At 65.6% G+C, this 16,501-nt stretch carries 15 protein-coding genes; 12 read left to right on the forward strand and 3 right to left on the reverse strand.

Features of this window, described 5'->3' with window-relative positions:
* From A5787_RS14325 to A5787_RS14365, 9 genes are all read left to right on the forward strand, one after another.
* A partial coding sequence (locus A5787_RS14325) for a transglycosylase domain-containing protein (protein ID WP_156763948.1) occupies positions 1 to 2,222 on the forward strand: 2,222 nt, incomplete at its 5' end.
* Positions 2,219 to 3,865: a glycosyltransferase family 87 protein gene (locus A5787_RS14330; RefSeq protein ID WP_066967848.1), complete on the forward strand. Its 1,647-nt coding sequence runs from the start codon at positions 2,219 to 2,221 to the stop codon at positions 3,863 to 3,865. The genes A5787_RS14325 and A5787_RS14330, both read left to right, overlap by 4 nt.
* Complete coding sequence (locus A5787_RS14335) at positions 3,862 to 4,512, forward strand: DJ-1/PfpI family protein (protein ID WP_066967850.1); 651 nt, start codon at positions 3,862 to 3,864, stop codon at positions 4,510 to 4,512. Before A5787_RS14330 ends, A5787_RS14335 begins: the two co-directional genes overlap by 4 nt.
* A gap of 118 nt (positions 4,513 to 4,630) precedes the next feature.
* Positions 4,631 to 4,921, forward strand: coding sequence for a 30S ribosomal protein S6 (gene rpsF, locus A5787_RS14340; RefSeq protein WP_061557737.1), 291 nt, complete (start codon positions 4,631 to 4,633; stop codon positions 4,919 to 4,921).
* A gap of 71 nt (positions 4,922 to 4,992) precedes the next feature.
* Entirely contained in the window at positions 4,993 to 5,514 is a 522-nt protein-coding gene (locus A5787_RS14345; RefSeq protein WP_066967853.1) for a single-stranded DNA-binding protein, read from the forward strand.
* A 42-nt stretch (positions 5,515 to 5,556) separates the two neighbouring features.
* Positions 5,557 to 5,811, forward strand: a complete 255-nt coding sequence (gene rpsR / locus A5787_RS14350) for a 30S ribosomal protein S18 (RefSeq protein ID WP_066967857.1) — start codon at positions 5,557 to 5,559, stop codon at positions 5,809 to 5,811.
* Positions 5,812 to 5,841: 30 nt separating this feature from the next.
* Complete coding sequence (rplI, locus tag A5787_RS14355; RefSeq protein WP_066967860.1) at positions 5,842 to 6,300, forward strand: 50S ribosomal protein L9; 459 nt, start codon at positions 5,842 to 5,844, stop codon at positions 6,298 to 6,300.
* Between the two features lie 533 nt (positions 6,301 to 6,833).
* Positions 6,834 to 9,920 (forward strand): replicative DNA helicase, encoded by a 3,087-nt coding sequence (locus tag A5787_RS14360; RefSeq protein ID WP_082977217.1) that lies wholly within the window; start codon positions 6,834 to 6,836, stop codon positions 9,918 to 9,920.
* Positions 9,921 to 10,047: 127 nt separating this feature from the next.
* On the forward strand, positions 10,048 to 10,809 hold the full coding sequence (locus A5787_RS14365; RefSeq protein WP_369829117.1) for a serine hydrolase: 762 nt from the start codon (positions 10,048 to 10,050) through the stop codon (positions 10,807 to 10,809).
* A gap of 27 nt (positions 10,810 to 10,836) precedes the next feature.
* On the opposite strand, the gene A5787_RS14370 is transcribed toward A5787_RS14365, so the two are convergent.
* Entirely contained in the window at positions 10,837 to 11,868 is a 1,032-nt protein-coding gene (locus A5787_RS14370; RefSeq protein WP_066968141.1) for a fused (3R)-hydroxyacyl-ACP dehydratase subunits HadA/HadB, read from the reverse strand.
* Between the two features lie 173 nt (positions 11,869 to 12,041).
* Here A5787_RS14370 and A5787_RS26725 point away from each other — a divergent pair, with 173 nt between their 5' ends.
* Complete coding sequence (locus A5787_RS26725; RefSeq protein WP_231993985.1) at positions 12,042 to 12,410, forward strand: hypothetical protein; 369 nt, start codon at positions 12,042 to 12,044, stop codon at positions 12,408 to 12,410.
* Between the two features lie 211 nt (positions 12,411 to 12,621).
* The gene (locus A5787_RS14375) at positions 12,622 to 13,236 is read left to right on the forward strand and encodes a hypothetical protein (RefSeq protein ID WP_066967869.1); all 615 of its coding nucleotides are present in this window, start codon (positions 12,622 to 12,624) and stop codon (positions 13,234 to 13,236) included.
* Positions 13,237 to 13,239: 3 nt separating this feature from the next.
* Here the strand turns inward: A5787_RS14375 and A5787_RS14380 are convergent, their stop codons facing one another.
* On the reverse strand, positions 13,240 to 14,325 hold the full coding sequence (locus A5787_RS14380; RefSeq protein ID WP_066967872.1) for a diguanylate cyclase: 1,086 nt from the start codon (positions 14,323 to 14,325) through the stop codon (positions 13,240 to 13,242).
* Between the two features lie 188 nt (positions 14,326 to 14,513).
* Here A5787_RS14380 and A5787_RS14385 point away from each other — a divergent pair, with 188 nt between their 5' ends.
* Positions 14,514 to 14,987 carry a GtrA family protein gene (locus A5787_RS14385; protein WP_066967875.1) on the forward strand — a complete coding sequence of 158 codons (474 nt, stop codon included), beginning with the start codon at positions 14,514 to 14,516 and terminating at the stop codon, positions 14,985 to 14,987.
* Positions 14,988 to 15,101: 114 nt separating this feature from the next.
* Here A5787_RS14385 and A5787_RS14390 read toward each other — a convergent pair whose 3' ends face one another.
* Positions 15,102 to 16,496 carry a phospholipase D-like domain-containing protein gene (locus A5787_RS14390; protein ID WP_082977219.1) on the reverse strand — a complete coding sequence of 465 codons (1,395 nt, stop codon included), beginning with the start codon at positions 16,494 to 16,496 and terminating at the stop codon, positions 15,102 to 15,104.
* Positions 16,497 to 16,501: the final 5 nt, after the last annotated feature.

The following is a 16,501-nucleotide window of genomic DNA, read 5'->3' on the forward strand; positions in this document are numbered from 1 at the left end:
CCGCCGGGTCCGGGGGTGCCCGCGGGCGAGCGCCCCGGCCGGGGATCGACTGGAGCTGGGTCGATCAGATCAACTGGCTGTGGGTGCGACGCGCGGCCTACCTCACGTTGGCGGCGCTGGTGCTGCTGCCGATCGTCACCTTCGCGATGGCGTACTTCATCGTCGACGTCCCCAAGCCGGGCAACATCCGCACCAATCAGGTGTCGACGATCCTGGCCAGCGACGGCTCGGAGATCGCGAAAATTGTTCCGCCCGAAGGCAATCGGGTCGACGTCAACATCAGCCAGGTGCCCGTCCATGTGCGCCAGGCGGTGATCGCCGCGGAGGACCGCAACTTCTATTCGAACCCCGGCATTTCGTTCAGCGGTTTCGCGCGTGCGGTGAACAACGACCTGTTCGGCGGCGGCGACCTGCAGGGCGGATCGACGATCACCCAGCAGTATGTGAAGAACGCCCTCGTCGGTTCGGCGCAGCACGGGCTCAGCGGCCTGATGCGCAAGGCCAAGGAATTGGTGATCGCCACCAAGATGGCGGGGGAGTGGTCCAAAGACGATGTCCTGCAGGCCTATCTGAACATCATCTACTTCGGCCGGGGCGCCTACGGGATTTCGGCCGCGTCCAAGGCCTACTTCGACAAGCCGGTCGATCAGCTGACCGTGTCGGAGGGGGCGCTGCTGGCGGCCCTGATCCGGCGGCCGTCGTCGCTGGATCCGGCCGTGGACCCGAAGGGCGCCGCGGAGCGTTGGAACTGGGTGCTCGACGGGATGGTGGAAACCAAGGCGCTGTCGCCGAGCGATCGTGCCGCACAGGTGTTCCCGGCGACTCTGCCGCCCGAGCAGGCCCGCGCGCAGTACCAGACCACCGGGCCCAACGGGCTGATCGAGCGCCAGGTGACCAAAGAGCTGATGGAGCTCTTCAACATCGATGAGCAGACGCTGAATACTCAGGGCCTGCAGGTCACGACGACGATCGATCCGAAGGCCCAGCAGGCGGCCGAAAAGTCGATATCGAAGTACCTCGACGGGCAGGACCCCGATATGCGGTCCGCCGTGGTTTCGATCGACCCGCACAACGGCGCGATACGCGCCTACTACGGCGGCTCCGACGCCAACGGCTTCGACTTCGCTCAGGCCGGCCTGCAGACCGGATCGTCGTTCAAGGTGTTCGCGTTGGTTGCGGCGCTGCAACAGGGCATAGGCCTGGGCTACCAGGTCGACAGTTCACCGCTCACCGTTGACGGCATCAAGATCACCAACGTCGACGGCGAGAACTGTGGGACCTGCAATATCGCCGAGGCGCTGAAGCTTTCACTCAACACCGCCTACTACCGGCTGATGCTCAAGCTCAAGGGCGGACCGCAGGCCGTCGCCGACGCTGCGCACCAGGCCGGTATCGCGAAGAGCTTCCCCGGCGTCGCCCACACGCTGTCCGAGGACGGCAAGGGCGGCCCACCGAACAACGGAATTGTGCTGGGGCAGTATCAAACCCGGCCGATAGACATGGCCTCGGCATACGCCACGCTGGCCGCGTCCGGCGTCTATCACCGGCCGCATTTGGTGCAAAAGGTGGTCAACGCCGAGGGCCAGGTGCTGTTCGACGCCGGCAACTCCGACAACGGCGGCGAGAACCGCATCGACAAGGGCGTCGCGGACAACGTCACGGCCGCGATGCAGCCGATCGCGGGCTATTCGCGCGGGCACAGTTTGGCCGGTGGGCGTGCGTCGGCGGCCAAGACGGGAACGGTACAGCTGGGTGACACCCAGGCCAACAAGGATGCCTGGATGGTCGGCTATACCCCGTCGCTCTCGACCGCGGTATGGGTGGGCACGGTCCAAGACAACGTGCCACTCGTAACCGCCTCGGGCGCAGAGGTTTACGGTTCCGGACTGCCGTCGGACATTTGGAAGACGACCATGGATGGCGCCCTGAAGGGCACCTCCAACGAGAGCTTCCCCAAGCCGAGCGAGATCGGTGGCTACGCGGGCGTGCCCGCGGCGCCGCCGCCGGCCGCGCCGCCGCAGGTGAGCGTCATACAGCCGACTATCGAGGTGGCGCCGGGCATCACCATCCCGGTCGGTCCGCCCACCACGATCACCAACGCGCCGCCGCCGCCCGGCGGCAACCAGCCGGGCGGCGAACAGCCGGGCTACCCCGCGCCGGGTGGGCCGCAACTCCCCGGCGTCCCACCGGGCGGCCCGCAAGCGCCCCCGCCGCCGCCGTGACCGGCGCTCGGCAGCAGGCCACCATCTCACCGCAGCCGTTGGCGGGCGATCTGCGCAGCGTCGACAACCGCGATTGCCCAAGCCGCACCGACTTTCTGGGCGCGGCGCTGGCGGAGGCCGGCGGCGGCCCGGTGGGCCGGCACGCGCTGATCGGCCGAACCCGGGTAATGACCCCGGTGCGGGTGATGTTCCTGATCGCGCTCGTGTTCCTGGCGCTCGGCTGGTCCACCAAGGCGGCGTGCCTGCAGAGCACCGGCACCGGGACGGGCGATCAACGGGTCGCCAACTGGGAGAACCAACGCGCCTACTACGAGTTGTGCTACTCCGACACCGTGCCGCTCTACGGCGCGGAGTTGTTGAGCCAGGGCAAGTTTCCGTACAAGTCGAGTTGGATCGAAACCGACGCCAGCGGCGCTCCGCAGACCCGCTACGACGGGCAGCCCGCGTTGCGATACATGGAATATCCGGTGCTGACCGGTGTCTACCAGTACGTGTCGATGGCGGTGGCCAAGACCTTCACAGCGCTGAGCAAGGTGGCCCCGCTGCCGGTGGTCGCCGAGGTGGTGATGTTTTTCGACGTCGCGGCATTCGGGTTGGCCTTGGCCTGGTTGGGGACCGTCTGGGCGACCGCGGGCCTGTCGGGCCGGCGCATCTGGGACGCCGCCCTGGTGGCCGCCTCGCCGCTGGTGATCTTTCAGATCTTCACCAATTTCGACGCCCTGGCAACGGCCTTCGCGATGGGCGGTCTGCTGGCCTGGGCCCGGCGCAAACCGGTGCTCGCCGGTGTGCTGATCGGCTTGGGCGCCGCTGCCAAGCTGTATCCCTTACTTTTTTTGGGGCCGATGTTGGTGCTCGGCGTTCGCACCGGTCGCCTCGGTGCCTTCGCGCGCACCGCGGGCACGGCGATGGCGACCTGGCTGGTGGTGAATCTTCCCGTCTTGGTGCTCTTTCCGCGCGGCTGGTCCGAGTTCTTCCGGCTCAACACCCGACGCGGCGACGACATGGACTCCGTGTACAACGTGGTGAAATCGTTCACCGGCTGGCGGGGTTTCGATCCCAAGCTGGGCTTCTGGCAGCCGCCGACCGTGTTGAACACGGTGGTCGCGGTGACGTTCATCGGGTGCTGCGCGGCGATCGCGTACGTCGCGCTCACCGCTCCGCGGCGCCCGCGGCTGACGCAGCTGACGTTCCTGGTGGTGGCCGCCTTCTTGTTGACCAACAAGGTGTGGAGCCCCCAGTTCTCGCTCTGGCTGGTGCCGCTCGCGGTCCTGGCGTTGCCGCATCGCCGAATCCTGCTGGCCTGGATGACGATTGACGCGCTGGTGTGGGTGCCGAGGATGTATTACCTGTACGGCAACCCGAGCCGTGGGCTTCCGGAGCAGTTCTTCACCACCACGGTGTTGGTCCGCGACATCGCGGTTGTGGCGCTGTGTGCGCTGGTGCTCCGGCAGATCTATCGCCCCGAGGAGGACCTGGTGCGGTGGGACGGCCGCCTGGACGATCCGGCGGGCGGCCCGTTCGACCGCGCCTCCGACGCACCGCCCGGTTGGCTCCCGCAGTGGCTGCGGCCCGCCGGGCCGCGGCGCGCGGACGCGCCGGTGGCCGAAACCGACACCGAGGCAGCGGCCGGAGTGGCGCCATGACGCTCGTCGCGATCCCGCTGTTCGATCAGTTCACTGCGCTCGACGCCGTAGGCCCCTACGAAGTGCTGCAACGGATTCCGTCGATCGAAGTCGTGTTCGTCGGACACCGCCGGGGCGAGGTGCGCACCGAGAACGGGATGCTCGGCGTCGCCTGCGACGCCACCTTCGACGAGGTCGGGGCCCCCGACGTGGTGGTGGTCCCCGGCGGCATCGGAACCCGCCGGCTGATCCACGACGCGGGAGGAGAGGCCATCCGCGGGTGGCTGCAATCGGTGCACCCCGACACCACGTTCACCACGTCGGTGTGCACCGGCGCACTGTTGCTGGCCGCCGCCGGCCTGCTCGACGGGCTCACCGCGACGACCCACTGGCGGGGCGCGGACCTGCTCAACGAGTTGGGCGCGCGTTATGTCCCGACGCGCGTCGTCGAGCACCTACCCGAGCGCCTCATCACCGCCGCGGGCGTGTCCAGTGGCATCGACATGGCCCTGCGGCTGGTCGAGCTACTGGTCGACCGCGAGGCCGCGCAGGCCGCCCAATTGCTCATCGAATACGACCCGCAGCCGCCGTTCGATTCGGGTGCGCTCGCCAAGGCCGACGAGGCCACCGTGGCGCGGGCGAACGAGTACCTCCAAGCCCGGCGGTAAAGCGGATTTCCTGGGCCGGCCCCGCGTCCGGTAGCCTGGTGCGGTTGCCGACGCAGGCGACCCTCCTGCCACGGATCGACCGTGGCCGCTCGAGACCAGAGGAGGTGGTGAGGTTTCCATGCGTCCCTACGAAATCATGGTCATTCTTGACCCCACGCTCGACGAACGCACCGTTGCCCCGTCCTTGGAGACGTTCCTCAACGTCGTCCGCAAGGACGGCGGAAGCGTCGACAAGGTCGACATCTGGGGTAAGCGCCGGTTGGCGTACGAGATCGCCAAGCACGCCGAGGGCATCTACGTCGTCGTCGACCTGAAGGCCGAGCCGGCGACGGTATCCGAGCTCGACCGCCAGCTGAGCCTCAACGAGTCGGTGCTGCGCACCAAGGTGATGCGCACCGACAAGCACTGAGTTCCGAGTGTCGTCGGAGCTGCGTAGGCTCAGCCGGAACATATCTGTGATGGCGGACCGAGGAGGAAATTGTGGCTGGTGACACCACTATCACCGTTGTCGGCAACCTGACTGCGGACCCCGAACTGCGGTTCACTCCCTCGGGTGCTGCCGTGGCGAACTTCACCGTAGCGTCGACGCCGCGGATCTACGACCGGCAGAGCGGGGAATGGAAGGACGGCGAGGCGCTGTTCTTGCGGTGCAACATCTGGCGGGAGGCCGCCGAGAACGTCGCGGAAAGCCTCACGCGCGGCGCCCGCGTGATCGTCACCGGGCGGCTCAAGCAACGTTCCTTCGAAACGCGTGAGGGCGAGAAGCGCACCGTTGTCGAGGTCGAGGTCGACGAGATCGGCCCGTCGCTTCGGTACGCCACCGCCAAGGTCAACAAGGCCAGCCGCAGCGGCGGCGGTGGCGGCGGCTTTGGCGGGGGTGGGGGCTCTCGCCCGGCGCCGGCCCCGGCACAACAACCTGCCAGCGCACCCGGTGACGACCCGTGGGGCAGCGCCCCGGCATCGGGGTCATTCGCTGGCGGCGACGACGAGCCCCCGTTCTAACCCCAAACTTCAGACCAGTAGTAAACGGAAAGAAAGACAGACATGGCCAAGTCAAACAAGCGGCGCCCGGCTCCGGAAAAGCCGGTCAAGGCACGCAAGTGCGTCTTCTGCGGGAAGAAAGAGCAAGCCATCGACTACAAGGACACCGCGCTGCTGCGCACTTACATCAGTGAGCGCGGCAAGATCCGGGCGCGCCGTGTCACCGGCAACTGCGTGCAGCACCAGCGCGATATCGCGACCGCGGTCAAGAATGCCCGCGAGGTGGCCCTGCTGCCCTTCACCTCTTCGGCGCGTTAGTCGCCGAAAGACGAACGGAAAGTGTTAACGATGAAGCTGATTCTGACGGCCGACGTCGACCACCTCGGCACCGTCGGCGACGCGGTCGAAGTGAAGGACGGGTACGGCCGCAACTTCCTGCTGCCGCGCGGCCTGGCGATCCTCGCCTCGCGTGGCGCACAGAAGCAGGCGGACGAGATCCGGCGGGCCCGCGAGACCAAGGTGGTGCGCGACCTCGAGCACGCCAACGAGATCAAGTCCGCGATCGACGCGCTGGGCCCGGTCACGTTGCCGGTGAACGCAGCGGGTGACTCGGGCAAGCTGTTCGGCTCGGTGACCGCCGGCGACATTGTGGCGGCCATCAAGAAGGCCGGGGGGCCCAACCTCGACAAGCGGACCGTGCGGTTGCCCAAGGCCCACATCAAGGCCGTCGGCGAGCATCGGGTGTCGGTGCACCTGCACCCGGAGGTCGACGTCGAGGTTTCCGTCGACGTTGTCGCGGACAGCTAACTCAGTAGCGTTTGCTCTCTCCAAGCGGCGGCCATCGATGGGCCGCCGCCTGGTTTTGCGCGCGTGACACGCGCTTCCTCCTGACTTGGAAGTCAGTCCGGGCCCCTCGCCTGGCGAACTAATTCCAGCCCCTCGCCCCAGGGGGTCATTAACCACCCCGTAACGCGGCGAAAATGTGGCCGAAAGCCAACACGCCCGACGCAGTAACCTGCGCCGACACGCCGTAGAGATTCTTGTCCACACGAAACGGGGCGAGGTGTACGACCCTTATCAGCAGAGATGTCACAGTGCCTCGAATTAATCCACAGGTTCTCCACACCCCGCTCAACACAGGTGTCGAAGGATATGCACACACGATGCACAGCGTTATGAACAACGGCCCCTTTAAGTACTGGCCAGCAACGTTTACGGTCGTCCGGGCGCGGTCGGATAGCGGTGCATGTGGTCGTTGGGTGTCGGCGCCTTGACTTAAGCTCACAACGTCGGCTATCGAATGTATGTTCGGGTACTCGTGCTAGGGGAGGTGAGAGTCCGTGGCGGTCGTCGATGACGTGACGTCTGGCATGGATTCGTCGCCTCCCAGCGAGGAGTTCGGGCGGCAGCCCCCGCAGGATCTCGCCGCCGAGCAGTCGGTGCTGGGCGGCATGTTGTTGAGCAAGGACGCCATCGCCGACGTGCTGGAGCGGCTGCGGCCCGGCGACTTCTATCGCCCCGCGCACCAGAACATCTACGATGCGATCCTCGATCTCTACGGGCGCGGCGAGCCGGCCGACGCCGTGACGGTGGCCGCCGAGCTGGATCGCCGCGGGTTGCTGCGCCGCATCGGTGGCGCGCCGTATCTGCACACCCTGATCTCGACGGTGCCCACGGCCGCCAACGCGGGCTACTACGCGGGCATCGTCGCGGAGAAGGCGCTGCTGCGCCGGCTGGTGGAGGCCGGGACCCGGGTGGTGCAGTACGGCTACGCGGGCGCGGAGGGCGCCGACGTGGCCGAGATCGTCGACCGCGCCCAGGCCGAGATCTACGACGTCGCCGATCGCCGGCTCTCCGAGGACTTCGTCCCGCTCGAGGACCTGCTGCAGCCGACGATGGACGAGATCGACGCCATCGCCTCCAGCGGTGGTATCTCGCGCGGCGTGCCGACCGGCTTCACCGAACTCGACGAGGTGACCAACGGCCTGCATCCCGGGCAGATGATCATCGTGGCGGCCCGACCTGGGGTTGGGAAAGCGCTCGCGCTGGATACGCCGCTGCCCACGCCGGCGGGCTGGACCACGATCGGCGACGTCGCGGTCGGTGACAAGTTGCTCGATGCCGACGGAGTGCCGACGCGGGTAGTGGCCGCAACCGAGGTCATGATGGGCCACCCGTGCTACGAGATCGAATTCTCGGACGGGACGGTCGTTGTCGCCGACGCTCAGCACCAATGGCCTACCACCCGCGGCATCCGGACCTCGTCTCAGTTGCGGTGCGGTTGGGACACCATCGCCACGGTCGGGTCGTCGATGCGCTCCGCCGAGCGCGGGGCGAGCACGACGGTGTTGGCCGCGGTATTGCAGGTCGAATCGGTGCGCCGCGTGGATAGCGTTCCCGTGCGCTGTGTCGAGGTGGACAACGCCGCACGCCTATACCTGGCGGGTCGGGGAATGGTGCCGACTCATAACTCCACGCTGGGGCTGGACTTCATGCGCTCGTGCTCGATCAGGCACCGGATGGCCAGCGTCATCTTCTCGTTGGAGATGAGCAAGTCCGAGATCGTGATGCGGCTGCTGTCGGCGGAGGCGAAGATCAAGCTCGCCGACATGCGCTCGGGTCGGATGAACGACGACGACTGGACCCGGTTGGCGCGGCGGATGAGCGAAATCAGCGAGGCGCCACTGTATATCGACGACTCGCCCAACCTGACCATGATGGAGATCCGCGCCAAGGCCCGCCGGCTGAAGCAGAAGGCCGACCTCAAGCTGGTCGTGGTCGACTACCTCCAGCTCATGACGTCGGGGAAGAAGCACGAGTCGCGGCAGGTGGAAGTCTCCGAATTCTCAAGGCATCTCAAACTTTTGGCCAAAGAGCTTGAGGTCCCGGTGGTGGCGATCAGCCAGCTCAACCGGGGCCCCGAGCAACGCACCGACAAGAAGCCGATGCTGGCCGACCTTCGCGAATCGGGATGCCTTACGGCGGCGACGCGGATCTTGCGCGCCGACACCGGCGCCGAAGTCACGTTTGGTGAGCTCATGCGTACCGGCGAGCGGCCCCTGGTGTGGTCGCTGGACGAACGGCTGCGGATGGTCGCGCGGCCGATGACGAACGTGTTCCCGAGCGGCCACAAGGAAGTGTTCCGGCTTCGGCTGGCCTCGGGCCGCGAGGTCGAGGCGACCGGCAACCATCCTTTCATGAAGCTCGACGGCTGGACTCCGTTGGAGGAGCTGAAGATCGGTGATCGCATCGCGGCACCTCGGCGTGTCCCCGAGCCCATCGACACGCAGCGGATGGACGAGTCGGAGGTCATTCTGCTCGCCCACATGATCGGCGACGGGTCATGCGTGAAGCGGCAACCGATTCGCTATGCCTCGATCGACGAGGCGAATCTGGTGGCGGTCACGGCCTCCGCGGCGCACTTCGGCGTGACCGCGGTCCGCGACGATTACCCCGCTGCGCGGGTGACCACGCTGCGGTTGCGGTCGCCGGAGCGGCTGGCACGCGGCCGGCGCAACCCGATCGCCGCCTGGCTCGATAGGCTCGGCCTGTTTGGCAAGCGCAGTTACGAGAAGTTCGTGCCAGAAGTCGTCTTCCGTGCGCCTAACGAGCAGGTGGCGCTATTCCTGCGTCACCTGTGGGCCACCGACGGATCGGTCCGGTGGGATGCCAAGGCCGGCCAGGGGCGGATTTATTACGCATCGACCAGCCGACGTCTCATCGACGATGTGGCCCAATTGCTGTTGCGGATGGGCGTCTTCCCGCGAATCAAGCTCGCGCGGAAGCTTGGCTACCGAGACTCGTGGCACCTGTGCATCTACGGTGCGGAGAATCAGTTGCGGTTCCTTCGTCATGTCGGCGTCCACGGCGTGAAAGCCGCAGCCGCACAGGAGGTCCTGTCTCATCTCGAGGGCATGGTGCGTAATCCCAACCTTGATACCGTGCCCAAGGAGATATGGTCGCGGGTCCGAGAGGTTCTCGCTGTCAAAGAGATGACTCATCGCCAGTTTGCTTCGGCTATGGGTATCCAGTTCTGTGGCTCGACCTTGTGGAAGCAGTCTCCGAGCAGGTCGCGACTGCATCGCGCAGCCGCGCTCCTCGGCGATGCTGATATTCATGACCTGGCCACCAACCACGTCTACTGGGACACGGTTGTCGAGATCACCAGCCTCGGAGACCAAGACGTTTATGACGGAACCGTCAGCGGCACACACAATTTCGTCGCCAACGGCATCAGCGTTCACAATAGCCTCGAACAAGATGCGGACATGGTCATCCTGCTGAACCGGCCGGACGCATTCGAGCGTGACGATCCGCGCGGCGGAGAGGCGGATTTCATTCTCGCCAAACACCGCAACGGCCCGACCAAGACGGTGACCGTCGCGCACCAGTTGCATCTGTCGCGCTTCGCCAACATGGCGAGGTGACGGACCCTTAGTCAGGACAACGATTTCCAGAGACATTCCCGCGCCACCACCTCAAGGGCTCGAGTGGCTCCAGCGATCGATCGACGACGTCGTAGCCACGAGCGCCAACATCGGTTGGTCGGTTTGCATTCGGGATTTCGCAGGTCACGAAATAGCCCGGAGTAGTGCCGATCGTCAGATGAAGACTGCGAGCGTCGGCAAGCTGCTGTTACTCGTCGAGGTCGCACGGCAATGCGCAGAGGGCGATCTCAGTGGCGCTACGTTGCTCGAGCGGGATCCAGAGCTCCTGGTCGCCGATTCGGGAATCTGGCAGCACCTTGACGTCGGGAGACTAGCTATCCAGGATCTCTGCGTTCTGATCGCCAGCGTCAGCGACAACTTGGCGACAAATGTCCTGCTGCAGCGTGTGGGCTTGGGCAAGCTTCGGAACCTTGCCGAATCCCTCGGCCTGGTCCACACAGCGTTGCTTGACTACGTCAGGGATCACCGAGGCCCAGCTGGCCCGGCGACACTGTCCACCGGCTCAGCATCCGAGTTGTCGCGTCTGGTGAGTCAGCTCGCCCGCAAAGAGCTGATATCTCCGACGGTTTCCGAACAGGTGAACGCCTGGCTGGCAACATGCGTAGACCTATCCATGGTCGCGGCCGCATTCGGGCTTGATCCGCTGGCCCATGCGCCGTCGGACCGAAACTTTTTTGTTCGCAACAAAACTGGTGCTGACGCAGGAGTCAGGGCAGATGTTGGAACCATCGGGCGAAACTCCGTCCGGTTCGACTACGCGGTGATCGCCAATTGGGATGCCTCGGACCCTGACCTCCGAGACGCGGCGCTGTCGGGAATGCATGCCATCGGCATGACACTGAGGACCCTTATCGAAAGTGCTTCGTGAACATGATCCGAATGAGACCGTGCCAGCTCAGCTGAAGCGGATGTTCAACGTCGCCATGCCGAAGATCTTTTGATCGCCGGATTTCGCGCCGACGATGACGACCCCGCTGCGGGTCGCCGGGTCCAGCGACTTGATCCGGCCGCTGTACTCGATGTCTGCGCCCTCGGCGGCCGACACGATCGCGGGCTGGGACAGCCGCACCGTGTAGCGGGTAACGGCACCGGGGTCGCCCGACCATGCGGAGGCGAATCCGGCGCCCAACCCCATGGTGAGCATTCCGTGGGCGATCACGTCGGGCAGCCCGGCCAGCTTGGCAATCTCCTCGTCCCAGTGGATGGGGTTGGCGTCGCCGGCCACGCCGGCGTAGTTCACCAGGTCGCCGCGGGACAGTCGGGCGTGGTGCACCGGGAGCTGGTCGCCGACCTGCACGTCCTCAAAGGACGGCGTCCCCGGCGTTCGGGTGGTACCGCCTCGGGCGATCCGTACCTCACCCTCGGGGCGCACCGTCTTCTCGTACCCGGTCGCTGATTCTGCGATCGCGAGGAGATCCACGTCGTGCATCATGATTTTCGGCACGACCAACTTGATCGCCGGATCGATATCTTCGGCCGTGATGCCCACGACAGTGGTGTGCAGGGTGTGTACGCGTTCGCCGGCAGTGTCGGTGTAGGTGTTGGTTACGGTGATGAAATCTCTGCCGGCGGTCCTGCGCACCGAGGTCAGTTCGACGTCGATGCGCAGTTCGTCGCCGGCCACGATCGGGCGGTGCTGCTCGAAGACCTCTTCGGTCTGCAGGTAGGTGTCGTAGCCGACGACCACCGATTCGAACATCCGGCGATTGCAGGTCATGCCGGGGACCGACGTGAACGTCAGCGGCGCCACCAGGCCGGAGTAGCCCAGCTCGGCGGCGGCGTCGACATCCCAGTGCGCGGGGTGATAGTCCTGCACTGCGCGGGCGTATTCGCGGACCTTCTCGCGGCCGACCACGTAGGTGCGATCCATCTGGTAGTAATGGCCGACCCGCGATTCGAGCGCCGACGCTGCTGTAGCTGCGGTCATCAGTTTGCTCAACTTTTCTATCGGCTTGTTTCGATGAGGCCGACCCAAGCACACTAACGTGCGGAAACCAGACCAAAACACGCCGATGCGCTTCGCCGGCTTATTTCGCCCTGAACGTCGTGGCCTCGCGTGTCAACCGGCCGCCGTCGGTGGTGCTCTTTACACTTCGGCTTGTGTCGTGCTGGGAACAACCGTCAACGATCGCGCCGTGCGGTCATTGCGGTGAAGAGACCGTCTGGCTCAAGACGGCTTACGGCGGATGGGGATTGTTCGATGCCGAGATGGTGCCGACGACGGAAAGCTACGAGGGCAATCGCTTTGCGATCGATCGTCGAACACGGCTCGTAGTCGATCTCGATTGCACGTACGAAAAGCGCTGGCCTTCAAGCTGTTTAGAGCTCCACAAATTCTCCTGCCCCGAGACCTACGACAAGGCCCGGTTTTACCCGAGTAGGCCTCGCCAGCCGGTCCACGTCGAGCTCGACGATTTCTGGGATCGGCTGATGCGTGTGGGAAATGCCGGGCAACGAAAGACGAGTTAGGCCGCAGACGGTCGGCAGCCAGGCAAGTTGAGTAGTCGACTACTCATGTGGGGCGACGTGGCGGCTGACAGGCTGTTGGCGTCCGGTAGCAGTCTGCGAACAAAGGGCGGCGATGGAAGTCACGATCGAACGGTGCGGCGGTTGGATAGGCCGCGCTGAGAGGCTCGGGCCCGTCGACATAGCGGGAATGCCGCAAGGTTCCGGCCGCCGGATGGGTGCTGCCGTCACCGAAATGAGCTTCTACGGCTTGCCGGCCACCATCACCAAGCCGGGTGGCGCCGACCTCGTCGAGTACAAGACCACCATTACCGACGGCACTCGCGCGCACACCGTCTACTCGAACGACCTGTCAGACGCGGCGTATCAACGAAAGCTTGGCGATCTGGTCGGGCTGCTCGAAATGTCGGGAGCCAAGTTCGCGGTGATCGAGCCGGCGAGCAGCTCGAAGGCCGCGATGGAAGCCCTACGATACGACCTGACCGGAGGGGGCATAACGCTCGCGTACTTCACGTTCGGTGATCTCAAGAAGGAGCGGATCCTGTGGTATTCCGACGGGCATCGCTCACTGGACTTCTACCAAAGCGACGTCCGTACCGGCGACGTGCCCGACCTTGACGGCCGCTGCGTCATGGTCAACCTCAAGGGCGAAGGCCACAAGGCGGTCACCGCGACTCTGCTGGTTCCCAGCGTCTGTTTCACCGGCGCCGACACCGCATGGTCGACACCGGTGGACGCAGCGATGATCATCGCCGCCCCGGGTGCGAGCAGCCGGGGCAAGAGCTACCACGCCATCAATCTCGTGGGCGAGGCCTGCAACCACGACTAGACTTCAGCGACTGGGCGGTACCGGAATGTCGGTATGCCGAACCTGGTTCCCCCCAGCGCGTTTCGCTTCGTACATCGCGCAGTCCGCGGCCTCCACGAGATGTTCGACGAGTTGCCGGTCCAGGGGTTCGTCTTCCGGCGACAGCTGGATGCTGCTGACGCCCAAGCTGGCCGTCACACCCCATGGCGTAGCGGCGATTGCCAGGCGCATCGCCTCGGCGGTCTGGATCGCATCCTGGGCGCCGATAGTCTCGGCCACCAAGAATTCCTCCCCACCGACCCGGGCGATCACCGTTGTGCCGTCGCTGATGCGCCGCAGGTTGTCGGCGACGGCCACCAAGATGCGGTCCCCGGTGGCGTGACCATAAGTGTCGTTGATGCGCTTGAAGTTATCGAGATCGACCATCAAGACACTGAGACACGGGGCGCGGGTATTCGTCGACAACAACCTGGACGCCGACCGATAAAACCCCCGCCGGTTGCGCAGGCCGGTAAGCGGATCGGTCGAGGACTTCAGGGCGTCGACCGACAGCCAGTGCACGAGGATCTGCCCGCAAAACGGCACGGCCAGAATGCCCGCACTCAGCACCAGCAATTTGGCCACCGCCATCGAGGCGTCACCGGCCGCGGCGATCCGGACGGCGCACACCGCCGCGGTAGCCAACGCGGCGTCCAGCGTGAGCACCAGGAGACGCGCCGAATGAAAGAACGCGACGTAACCCGCCAAGCCGCCGAACGCCGCGCACCCCAGCAACCCGCTGCGCGGATCGCTCTCGATCAGGCAAGTCACGGCGATGCCGAGCGTCCCCGCCGCCGAAAACAGCTGGGATTGAACGCGCGTCGGCCAAGCCAGCGCCCACACCAGCGCCATTCCGACCAGACTCACAATGAACACCAGCGCCACGGCGCGCCGCGCGGATGTCTGGGGCCCCGCCGGGCTGCTCAGCATCAGCAAGGTCGCCACGGCCAGCGTCGCCAGGATCGTGACCAGTAAGAAGCGGACAAACGGCTGCAATCCCCGCGCCGCGAGATAGTCCGACAGCCAGTCGTAGTGGTCGGGTTGACGCCACCAAACGCCGATCCAGTCCATTTCTCGACGCCCCCGGACCCTCCTGGACAGCACAATTCAACGGCGCAGACGACAAAGCCTTCGTCGTATGCTACTGAGCACCGCGGAAACGAGGGGCTCTTTGGGCTTTCGGCGGTTCCGCGCCATGTTCCGCGGGGAGTTGGTCAACTGATCACACGGTGGATACCTGGCCGTGGGACCGTACCCGTGTGCGAGCCGAATTGCGTGCCAGCCGATCACGGCCGGTCGAGCGATTCCATCGGTTCTGCGAGGCGATCGTCGATCGGCTTCCGTGGGGGCTCGGATCGGTCATCGCCCCGACGTTCCTGGGCTTCTGCCTCATCAACGGCGTCACGTTCAGTATTGATCTCGCGATCCTCACGGGTCTGCGCAGTGGTTTGGGCTTTCCGGTTCCGGTCGCGGTCACCATCGCGTACGCGTCGGCCTTCGCCCTGAGCTACCTACTCAACCGCACCTTCAACTTTCGGTCCCACGCTCCGGTCGGACCACAGGTTGTGGTCTACGCCGTGGTCGTCGTCGTCAACTACCTGGCTTTCATCCTCGGGGTGTCCAGCGTGTTGATCGCCCTTGGCCTGCAATACCAGTTGTCGCGGCTGGTGGCCGGCGGGTGTGAGGCCGTGTACATGTACAGCGCGATGAGGTGGGTTGTCTTCCGGCGCTGAGGGCGCCGGAACAGCCTGGTGCGCAGGGCGAATCCGCGCAACGAGGCTAGAAGGTCGGCGGCGGCCGGTCCTGTTCGATCGACCGAACGACCATGTCCTCTTCGCGACAGGCCGTCAGGGCGACAGCCTTGCCGCTAAGCGCCGCATGCTGCGGGTCAGCGATCGCGGAACGTGATCGGGATCCATCAAGTCGTTCTCGGCCAGCGGGCTATCCTCGTCGGCCACGATCCGGCTGGTGAACCGGCGCAGAGTTTTGCCTTGCCCACGAAGCGTCTCGACGGCCCGCAGGAAGGTCCCACCCTCCCGCAGGGTCTTCCCGAACTCGTCGACGGACACGCCCAGGTGCTCAGCGACGAGCTGTGCCCGCACCGACGTGATCGCCCGCCGGATGGGTTCGTGCGCTTCGGCATTGGGGTCCGCCTCGATGGCGAGGTCGCACTCGCTGTCGAAGCCCAACGACCGGTTGTTGAAATTCGACGAACCGACGCGCAACAACCGGTCGTCGACGATCAGGACCTTCGAGTGCACGTAGATGGGCGCCCCGCCGTCGGTCTCTGGCCAGTACACGCCCAACCGGCGGTGCGCATCGGCGGCCCACAGCTCTTGGATCAGCCGGTGGCGCGCACCGTCCATCGTTTCCCGCTCGAGGCGGTTCAACCCTCTTCGAGGAAGGACGATGACGACCTGCGGACCATCGTCTTCTCTGAGCCGGTCGGCCAGCGCCTCGACCACACGCCGGGAGGCCAGATACTGGTTCTCCAAATAGATGGTGTGGCGCGCCGCGGCGATCGCCGCGAGGTTGAGCGCCTCCACCTCGCGAACCTCGTCCCGATCGTTCAGCGTGGGCAACGTGCGCGCGATGCCGACGTCGACCCGGCGCAAGATCGGCTGCAGGTCGGACGGCCAAATGGCATGGGCGCCGTCGATCGGGTCCAGCGACTGGCCGGTCGCGGTCCGCCACCTATCCCGGGCGACCTCGGCGAGCGCGGTCGCCGAGGCGCCGTCCACCGCGGTCGCGACCTCGTGCCGCGGACCGTACCTGCGACCAAGCGCGCGGCGAAACCGGTTGTCATGCTTGTGTTCCGGGGTATCCCAACGATCCAGCGTGAGGTCGATGCCCCCGCAGAACGCCAAGATGTCGTCGACGACCACCAGCTTCTGGTGATGGACGGAGCCGGTCGGCCGGGCCCCGTCGATGGCCAAGCGCAAGCGCTTGCTGCTCAGCCGATTCACCACCGACACCGGGGTGATGCCGTACCAGATGCCGTCGAATACCGGCAGCAGGCGCAGGTTGGACTTCAGCACGTGAATCTCGAGGTCCGGCCTTCGCCAGAGCAGCCAGTAGAGGAAGGCGCCCAACTGATTGGGGCCGGCGAGCTTCTTGCCGCCCCGCTCAAATGTCGTCCTGGTGTCGAAGTCCCAGCCGACCAGCATGATTCGATGCTTGGCGCGCAGCATCGCCGCCTTCACATGCCGGAAATAGTCGGCGGCGTCGACGATCACGCCCATCTGGT

It is taken from the genome of Mycobacterium sp. 852002-50816_SCH5313054-b, assembly GCF_001667185.1.
Classification (GTDB): Bacteria; Actinomycetota; Actinomycetes; order Mycobacteriales; family Mycobacteriaceae; genus Mycobacterium.

Excerpts from the sequence above, each read along its gene's own strand:
- A5787_RS14335 (WP_066967850.1), top strand. The coding sequence starts at position 3,862 with ATGACGCTCGTCGCGATCCCGCTGTTCGATCAGTTCACTGCGCTCGAC.
- rpsF (WP_061557737.1), top strand. The coding sequence starts at position 4,631 with ATGCGTCCCTACGAAATCATGGTCATTCTTGACCCCACGCTCGACGAA.
- rpsR (WP_066967857.1), top strand. The coding sequence starts at position 5,557 with ATGGCCAAGTCAAACAAGCGGCGCCCGGCTCCGGAAAAGCCGGTCAAG.
- rplI (WP_066967860.1), top strand. The coding sequence starts at position 5,842 with ATGAAGCTGATTCTGACGGCCGACGTCGACCACCTCGGCACCGTCGGC.
- A5787_RS14370 (WP_066968141.1), bottom strand. The coding sequence starts at position 11,868 with ATGACCGCAGCTACAGCAGCGTCGGCGCTCGAATCGCGGGTCGGCCAT.
- A5787_RS14375 (WP_066967869.1), top strand. The coding sequence starts at position 12,622 with ATGGGTGCTGCCGTCACCGAAATGAGCTTCTACGGCTTGCCGGCCACC.
- A5787_RS14380 (WP_066967872.1), bottom strand. The coding sequence starts at position 14,325 with ATGGACTGGATCGGCGTTTGGTGGCGTCAACCCGACCACTACGACTGG.
- A5787_RS14390 (WP_082977219.1), bottom strand. The coding sequence starts at position 16,496 with ATGGGCGTGATCGTCGACGCCGCCGACTATTTCCGGCATGTGAAGGCG.